We start from the raw sequence: 433 nt of genomic DNA, 5'->3' as shown, positions 1-433 counted from the left end.
GAGCCGCCGAAAGGGAATGATTTAAAGGGGGCTAAAGGTGAGTTTATTGGTTCATACAAAGGGAAAAATTTAGTCCTCAAAAATGTAGAATTTAAAAAGATTGATTACTTAAAGCGTGATCGAGCTGAGTACAAAGCTTTGCGAAGTAAGTTTGATAATGGTGTTCGCAAAAAATTTCTTGAAGAATTATCTGATAATAAAGATATATTATCCCAATTAGATAAACTTGGTGTTTCTTCAAGTGATATAGCAAAATTAAAGGCAGGACGTGTACCAAATGGCTGGCAAGTTCACCATAAACTTCCTTTAGATGATGGTGGAACAAATGACTTTAGCAACTTAGTACTCATCAGAAATAGCCCAGAGCACTCAGCTTTCACGACTTTTCAAAAAAGAGCTACTAATGGGCTAGAAATTGGTGATGTAAAATCAA

At 35.3% G+C, this 433-nt stretch carries 1 protein-coding gene; it reads left to right on the top strand.

Annotated features, from left to right (window positions below; all coding sequences use genetic code 11):
• The coding region (locus tag H5232_RS23660; RefSeq protein ID WP_182831725.1) for an HNH endonuclease signature motif containing protein at nucleotides 1-433 on the top strand (433 nt) is incomplete at both ends.

The organism is Pseudoalteromonas sp. SG41-5, from assembly GCF_014164495.1.
Lineage (GTDB): Bacteria > Pseudomonadota > Gammaproteobacteria > Enterobacterales > Alteromonadaceae > Pseudoalteromonas > Pseudoalteromonas rhizosphaerae.
Note: the sequence above shows the minus strand (reverse complement) of the source record. Positions and strands in the feature narration are given on the sequence as shown.